The organism is Paraburkholderia caffeinitolerans, assembly GCF_902859945.1.
Classification (GTDB): domain Bacteria; phylum Pseudomonadota; class Gammaproteobacteria; order Burkholderiales; family Burkholderiaceae; genus Paraburkholderia; species Paraburkholderia caffeinitolerans.
Genome location: NZ_CADIKL010000080.1, coordinates 1 through 8,448 on the forward strand (window position 1 = coordinate 1; position 8,448 = coordinate 8,448).

At 65.8% G+C, this 8,448-nt stretch carries 1 protein-coding gene; it reads left to right on the forward strand.

The genetic code is table 11. The annotated features are described in order from the left end of the window. Window positions 1–8,448 (forward strand): hemagglutinin repeat-containing protein (locus tag HV773_RS36035; RefSeq protein ID WP_175198494.1); only part of this gene is annotated, 8,448 nt, incomplete at both ends.

Below are 8,448 nucleotides of genomic sequence, written 5' to 3' on the forward strand. Positions count from 1 at the left end.
GCAGGATTTGAACGCGAGCACAGCGGGTGCGCTCACGAATAACGGCACGCTGGCCGCGCAGCGGAACGTTTTCGTCAATGCGGGCAATGTTGTGTCGAGCGGGACGATTGGTGCGGGGGTGAATGGCGATGGCGCTGTGACGCAGGCGGCAAACCTGAGCGTCGCGTCATCGGGCGCGCTCACGGCGACCGGCCACAACGTTGCAGGCGGCGACGCGACGCTCTCCGGCGCATCGATATACCTCGCGGGCAGCGAGACGGCGACCAATGGCAACCTGTCTCTCACAGCGAACGCAGGTGACCTGAATCTCTCGGGCGCCACCACGAGCGCCCATGGCTCGATCAACGCCCACGCTGCGGGCGCGCTGGTCAACGACCACGGTACGGTCACCGGCGGAACGGTGACGCTCGACGCGGGAGGGCTCTCGAACCAGGGCGGCAAGATTTCGGCTCAGGGGCCGCTCAATGCAACGGCAGCGGGTGATCTGTCGAACCAGGGCGGCCAGTTCGTCTCGCAGGGCGCGATGCAGGTACGCGGCGGCGCGGTCACCAACAACCAGGGGACGATGCAGAGCGCGGCGGGTTTCTCCTTGTTCGGCACGTCGCTCGACAATACGGCGGGCCGCATCACGTCGCTCAACGGTGACGGCCTGAATCTCGGCGTGAGCGGCGCGCTCCTGAACGGCACGAATGGCGTGATCGGCAGCAACGGCAACGTGCATGCCAGCGCCTACACCTTCTCGAACGCAGGCCAGTTCACGGCGCAGGCGGATCTTTCTGTGAGCGCGCAGTCGCTCGACAACGGGGGCGGCTCGCTCGCGGCATCGGGCAATGCAACAGTCGACGCGGGTTCGCAACTGACCAACAGTGGCGGGGTCATCGAGGCGGGCCAGGCCGCGACGGTTCGCGCGACAGCGCTCGACAACAGTTCGGGAACCATCCAGGCCGCCCAGCTCTCGCTGAACGCGACGAACCTCGTCAATCACGCGGGCACGATCACGCAGACCGGCAACGGAGCGATGAACGTGGCGGTATCTGGCACGCTCGACAATTCATCGGGCGGCACGCTTCAGACCAACAGCACCGATCTGATGCTCTCGCCGGCCACGCTAAACAATGACGGCGGGACGATCACGCACGCTGGCGCCGGCTCGCTGACCATTAACGCGGGCGGCGGCGCAGGATCGATTTCGAATGCGCGCGGCACGATCACCGGCAACGGGAAGGTCGTGGCGCGGGCGGGTTCGCTCAACAACGCGTCGGGGGCGGTCGTCGCTCAGTCGGGCATCGCGGCTACGGTCGGCGGCGCGCTGAACAACACGAACGGCAAACTGCTTTCGAACACGGACCTGAGCGTTGCGAGCGGCTCGCTTGTGAACGATGGCGGTCAGCTTGGCGCGGGCTCGAATGCAACGATCCGCAGCGGATCGATGACGAACAACGGCGGTTCGATTGTCGCACCGAATCTCGCGATCGCAACCGATGCCACGCTCGACAACAGCGGCGGTGAAATCGAAGCGAACCAGCTCGCGCTGAACGCAGCCAACCTCGTGAACCACGGTGGCGCGATCACGCAATATGGCGCGGCGCTGATGGGCATTGACGTCACCGGCACGTTCGACAACTCCGCGGGCGGCACGCTTCAAACCAACAGCACGGACCTGACGCTGGCGCCGACCACTTTCGTCAACGACCACGGGACGATCACCCACGCGGGCAATGGCACGCTGACGATCAACGCGCGTAGCGGCGCGGGATCGATCTCGAATGCTGGCGGCACGATTGCCAGCAACGGCAGGGTCGTGGCACGGGGCGGCGCGTTCAACAATGCGTCGGGTTCGGTCATCGGCCAGAACGGCCTGGCGGCTACGGTCGGCGGCGCGCTGAACAATACGAACGGCAAACTGCTTTCGAACACGGACCTGAGCGTTGCGAGCGGCACGCTTGTGAACGATGGCGGTCAGCTTGGCGCAGGCTCGAATGCAACGATCCACACCGGATCGATGACGAACCGCGGCGGCGCTATCGTTGCGCCGAATCTCGCGATCGCAACCGATGCCACGCTCGACAACAGCGGCGGTGAAATCGAAGCGAACCAGCTCGCGCTGAACGCGGCCAACCTCGTGAACCACGGCGGCGCGATCACGCAGTACGGCGCGGCGGTGATGGGCATTGACGTCAGCGGCACGTTCGACAACTCAGCGGGCGGCACGCTGCAAACCAACAGCATGGACTTGACGCTGGCGCCGACCACTTTCGTCAACGACCATGGAACGATCACGCATGCGGGAACCGGCACCCTGACGATCAATGCGGGTAGCGGCGCGGGATCGATCTCGAATGCGGGCGGCACAATTGCCAGCAATGGCAGGGTCGTGGCGCAGAGCGGCGTGTTCGACAATGCAGCAGGTTCGGTCATCGGCCAGAACGGCCTGGCGGCAACGGTTGGCGGCGCGCTGAACAACACGAACGGCAAGCTGCTCTCGAACACGGACCTCAGCGTTGCGAGCGGCACGCTTGTGAACGATGGCGGTCAGCTTGGCGCAGGCTCGAATGCAACGATCCGCAGCGGATCGATGGCGAACAACGGCGGTTCGATTGTCGCGCCGAATCTCACGATCGCAACCGATGCCACGCTCGACAACAGCGGCGGCGATATCGAAGCGAACCAGCTCGCGCTGAACGCGGCCAACCTCGTGAATCACGGCGGCACGATCACGCAGTATGGCGCGGCGTTGATGGGCATTAACGTCAGCAACACGTTCGACAACTCCGCGGGCGGCACGCTGCAAACCAACGGCACTGATTTCACGCTCGCGGCCGGCGCGCTGAACAACAACGGCGGGACGATACTCGGCGCAGGCACGGGCACGTTCACGCTGGTAGCCGGCAATGGTAACGGCGCCTTATCGAACGTGGGCGGAAGAGTCATCACGGCGGGCCAACTCGTGACGCAGGCCGGCAACCTCGACAACACATCCGGCGTACTGGCCGCACAGGGGAGCATCGCCGCCACTATTGCCGGCGACGTGAACAACACGCAGGGCGTGGTGCGCTCGCTTTCTTCCGCTTCGCTCGCGAGCGGCGGCGCGCTGATGAACACGCACGGGCAGATCCAGTCCGGCACGGGGGAAGCCGGCGACGCCAGCACGCTCGCCGTGCAGGCCACGCGCATCGACAATGCGGGCGGCCTGATCGGCAACCTCGGCACGGGCGACACCACCGTGCAGGGCGGCAGCCAGATCGTCAACAGCGGCGGCCAGATCACAGGTAACGGAAATGTCGGCGTGAATGCGTCGTCGATCTCGAACACCGACGGCGGGCAGATCAGCGGCGCGAACGTCGAGGCTCGAAGCGATACGCTCGATAACACGAACGGCGCGATCGGCAACGTCGCGGGTTTGAATGGCGACGTGATGGTCACGAACACGGGTGCGATCGACAACACCAACGGCCAGATAGGCGCGACACACGACCTCGCCGTGAGCGCGTCAACGCTCACGGGCGGCGGCGCATACAGCGCTGCGAACGACGTGGAGATCAACCTGCAGGGCGACTTCGCGCCCACGCCCGAGGTGCAGTTCAACGCCGGTCACGACCTCACGTTCGCGCTGCCGGGAACGTTCACCAACGCGGCGTTGCTGGAAGCGGCGAACAACCTGGGCATCAATGCGGGCGATATCGTCAACAGCGGCACGATGATGGCGGGCGGCACGCTCGGCACGCACTCGCACACACTGGAAAACAAGGGCGTCATCGTCGGCGGCAGCGTTTCGCTTAATGCCACGCAAACCCTGTCCAACCTCGGGCCGACCGCGCTCATCGGCGCGACGGACAGCGAGGGCACGCTCGAACTGCTGGCGACTGATATCGAGAACCGCGACGACACCACGGCAACCGACACGCAGGCAAGCACCGCGATCTACGGCTTGGGCAAGGTCGTGCTGGCGGGCGGCAAGGATGCCAGCGGCAACTACACGCGCGCGAGCCTGATCCGCAACCAGTCGGGGCTGATCGAAGCGGCGGGCGATATGGAACTGCACGCCGACGAGGTCACGAACACCCGGCGCGTGATGAGTACGACCGGCTTCAACCAGGCGGTCGATCCCGCGCTGCTTGAGCAGCTCGGGATCAGTCTTTCCGGCTGCACGGCGGTCTATATGGAGGCTTGCGCGGGGCAGAACGTGGGTTGGACCAGGCAAGGCGACCCGAACCTCATTGGCGGTGTGTACATCGAGCCGCCGCACGGCGGGCAGTGGAACAGCGGCTACCAGTACACGACCTATACGGGCGTGGCGGTCGCGAACCTGATAGCGGGCATCAGTCCGCAGGCGCAGATCGTGGCCGGCGGCAACCTCGATACCACGAACGTGGGGCTGCTCCAGAACTACTGGAGCGCGGTGGCATCGGCGGGCGACATCGCCGCGCCCGTGATGCTCGACCAGAACAGCTGGCGGGGCCAGGTAGCGCCCGGCGTCCAGGTCACGTACTCGGGCTACTACCACTACAACAACTACGACAACACCGAACACGACTGGACGCTGCCGTTCGGCGATGCGCCGTTTGTCGGCAAGCGTCCCGGCGGCTACACGCAGGCAGCGCCGGCCGATATCCGCGAATACGCGCTGGCGTCTTACGAATCGAGCTTCGTTGCGGGAGGCACGCTCTCCGGCACGGGCATCAGCATCGACAACACCGCGGGCAACGCCGGCATTCCGTCGCTCGGGCTGGCTGCGGGCCAGGCGCTTTCCGGCGTGGAGATCGGCGCGCTCGGCGGCAGCGCGAGCGGCACGCATGCCGGTGGCGCGTCATCAGTCAGCGGCGGCGCGAGCGGCGCGAATACGGGCGCTGCATCATCGGTGAGCGGCAACGCCGGTGGCACGAAGAGCGGCGCGACCCAGGTCGAGGGCGGCGCGGCGATGGTCAACCCGGTCATCGCCAGCGCGACGGCGGTGAACGTCCTCAGCAATCTGACGATCCCGCAGGGCGGTCTGTTCAGTCCGGCGACCACGCCGGGCGCGGGCTACCTGATCGAAACGAATCCGGCCTTTACGAACCAGAAGTCGTTTATCTCGAGCGACTACTACCTCCAGCAGATCGGCCTGAATCCACAGACGACGCAAAAGCGCCTGGGAGATGGCTTCTACGAGCAGCAGCTCGTGCGCAACCAGATCACGTCGCTGACGGGCAAGGCGGTGCTCGGCCCGTACACGGATCTCCAGTCGATGTACGAGTCGCTGCTTGCGGCGGGCGCATCGCTCTCGAAGTCGCTCGATCTGCCGCTTGGCATCAGTCTGTCGCCGGAGCAGGTGGCGGCGCTCACCAGCAACGTCATCATCATGCAGACGCAGATCGTCGACGGGCAGCCCGTGCTGGTGCCGGTGGTCTATCTGGCGAAGGCGAGCCAGCAGAACATGAACGGGCCGCTCATCGCGGCGACGGACATCGACCTGCGCAATGCGCAAACCTTCACGAACAGCGGCACGGTGCAGGCCGGCAACGCGATGAGGATCGATGGCCAGTCCATCGACAACGCGTTCGGCGCGCTGCAAAGCGGCGGGCTGATGTCGCTGACGACGACGGGCAACGTCGACCTGACCTCGGCGCGGGTGAACGCAGGAAGTCTCGTGCTAAACGCGGGCGGCAACGTGATGCTCGATACGGCGACGAAAACGCTCAGCCAGATCAGCCCCACGGGCGCCACGCGCGTGACGACGACGCTCGGGCCGCTGGCGAGCCTGAACGTGGCGGGCGACGCGGCGATCGTGACGGGCGGCGACTTCGGGCAGCACGGTGCCGCGCTGAACGTGGGTGGAAACCTGGGCATGTCGGTGGGCGGCAACTACGACCTTGGCACGGTGCAGACCGGCGAGCACAAGGTGGTCGAGCGCGCGAACGGCGTGTCGAACACGGACATCAATCAGGCGACCGGCAGCACGGTGAACGTGGGCGGCGTGTCGATGATCGGCGTGGGCGGGGACCTGACGGCGCGCGGCGCGGATATCCACCTCGGCGGCGGCGGTGCGATTGCGGCGAAGGGCGATGTGACGCTCGAGGCGGCGAAGGCTACTTCGACTGTCAACAGCAACAGTTCGGGCAGCGACAGTCACGGCAGCTACTCGGAGTCGATGCATCGGTCCAGCGATGCGCTGACTGGAACCGCGCTCAATGCAGGCGATTCGCTTGCGGTGGTGTCGGGCAGGGACATCAATCTGACGGGCAGCACGATCGGTCTCGAGAAGGGGACGGCGACGCTTGCGGCTACGGGCAACGTGAATATCGGCGCGGCGACGGAAACGCACGTCGACAACATGCAGGAGCAGCACAGCCATAGCAACGTGGTGAGCGGAAAGAAGGTGGCCAGTTCGAACGACTCGACGGCCACACTGTCACAAGGCAGCCTCATTTCGGCGGACAGCGTGTCGATTGCGAGCGGCAACGATATCAACGTGAAGGGCAGCGCGATTGTCGGTACGAACGACGTGTCGCTCAGCGCCGCGCACGATGTGAATATCACGACGACACAGGACACGGTCAGTTCGCAGAGCAGCGTCATGCAGCGCGAGTCTGGCTTCCTGTCCGGCCTGACCGTGGTGAACCAGCTTGACGGCGGGCTTCAGGGGTACAGCTTCGGAGTCCGCAAGACTACCGACGCGCAGCAGGAAACGCAGGTCACGAACAACGCCAGCACGATTGGCGCGGTCAACGGCAACCTGAGCATTTCGGCGGGCAACGACGCACATGTAACGGGCAGCGCGCTGTACGCCGGCCACGATCTCGGCCTGGCCGGCAGGACGGTGACGGTCGACGCCGCGAACAACACGGCAAGCCAGAACCAGCAGCAGTCGTTTAGCCAGACGGCGATCACGGCGGGGATCAGCAGTCCGGTGCTTGCCGCCGCGCAGACCGCGAACCAGATGCGCAAGGACGTGAAGCAGACGAAGGGCGACCCGCGGCTGGACGCGCTGGCCGCAGCGACAACGGGCCTGGCGGGCAAGAACGCCTGGGACGCGGTGGCGAGCGACCCGACGCACGCGGGTGGCATCGGCGTGAACGTCTCGTTGGGCACGAGCCACAGCAACAGCCATTCGTCCGCGAATTCGAGCACGGCGGCAGGCAGTACCCTGGCGGCGGGAAACAACGTGGTCATTGCAGCCTCGGGTGCGGGCGCGAACAGCAACATCAACGTTGTGGGCAGCGATATCAAGGCAGGCAACAGTGCGACGCTGCTTGCCGATGGCAGCGTGAACCTGGAGGCCGCGCGAAACACGGCCAGCCAGTCCGGCACGAACAGCGGATCGAGCGGCAGCATCGGGGTGACCATCGGGTTCGGCCAGAGCAATGGCATCTCGTTCCAGGCGGGCGTATCGGGCACGAAGGGTCACGGCAACGGCGACGATGTGACGTACACGAATACGCATGTCAGCGCGGGCAACACGCTCACGGTGCAATCGGGCGGCGACACGAACATCAAGGGCGCGGTGGTTGATGGCCGGCAGGTGATCGCGACCGTTGGCGGCAACCTGAATATCGAAAGCCTGCAGGACACGAGCCACTACGATTCGAAGCAGACGGGCGGCGGCGTGTCGGTGAGCGTGTGCGTGCCGCCGATCTGTTACGGCACGTCCAGCGCATCGGCGAACATCAGCCAGGAGAAGCTGAACAGCAACTACGCGAGCGTGACGGAGCAGTCGGGCATCAAGGCGGGCGACGGTGGGTTCCAGATCGATGTGAAGGGGAACACGGACCTGAAGGGCGGCGTGATCACGGGCAGCGATGCGGCGATTGCGAACGGTCTGAACAGTCTCACCACGGGGACGCTCACGTACAGCGATGTGGAAAACCGGGCGTCGTACAGTGGGTCGTCGCTGGGCATCAGCGGCGGCTACGGCGGCGAAATCGGCAAGACGCAGGGCGGCACGGCAACCAGTGTGAATCCGGTGCCCGGAACGACGCTGCCTTCGGCGGGAGGCGTGACGATGGCTCCGCCGGTGGCGCTGGGCGCGTCGGGCGATGCGGCGTCGACGACGAAGAGCGCGATTAGCGGAGGCGCGATCCGCATCACAGACGAGGCGAAGCAGCAGCAACTGACGGGCCAGAGCGTGGAAGAAGCGGTGGCTGGGATCAGCCGCGACACGGCTGGCGCGCAGGTGGCGATTGCACCGATCTTCGACAGGGAGAAGATCGAGGCGGGGTTCGACATTGCAAGCCAGTTCGTGAACCAGGCCGGTACGTTCGTGAACAACCGCGCGAAGGAAGCGGACGTGGCCACGCAGGCGGCGAAGACTCCGGACCTGAGCCCGGAGCAGCGGGCGGCGGCGCAGCAGCAGGCCGACCAGCTGAATGCGCAGTGGGGGCCGGGCGGTTCATACCGTCAGGTGCTGACCGCGCTGACGGTTGCGGCGGGCGGGAACGTGACGGGCGGGATGGGGCAGTTTGCGCAGGGTGC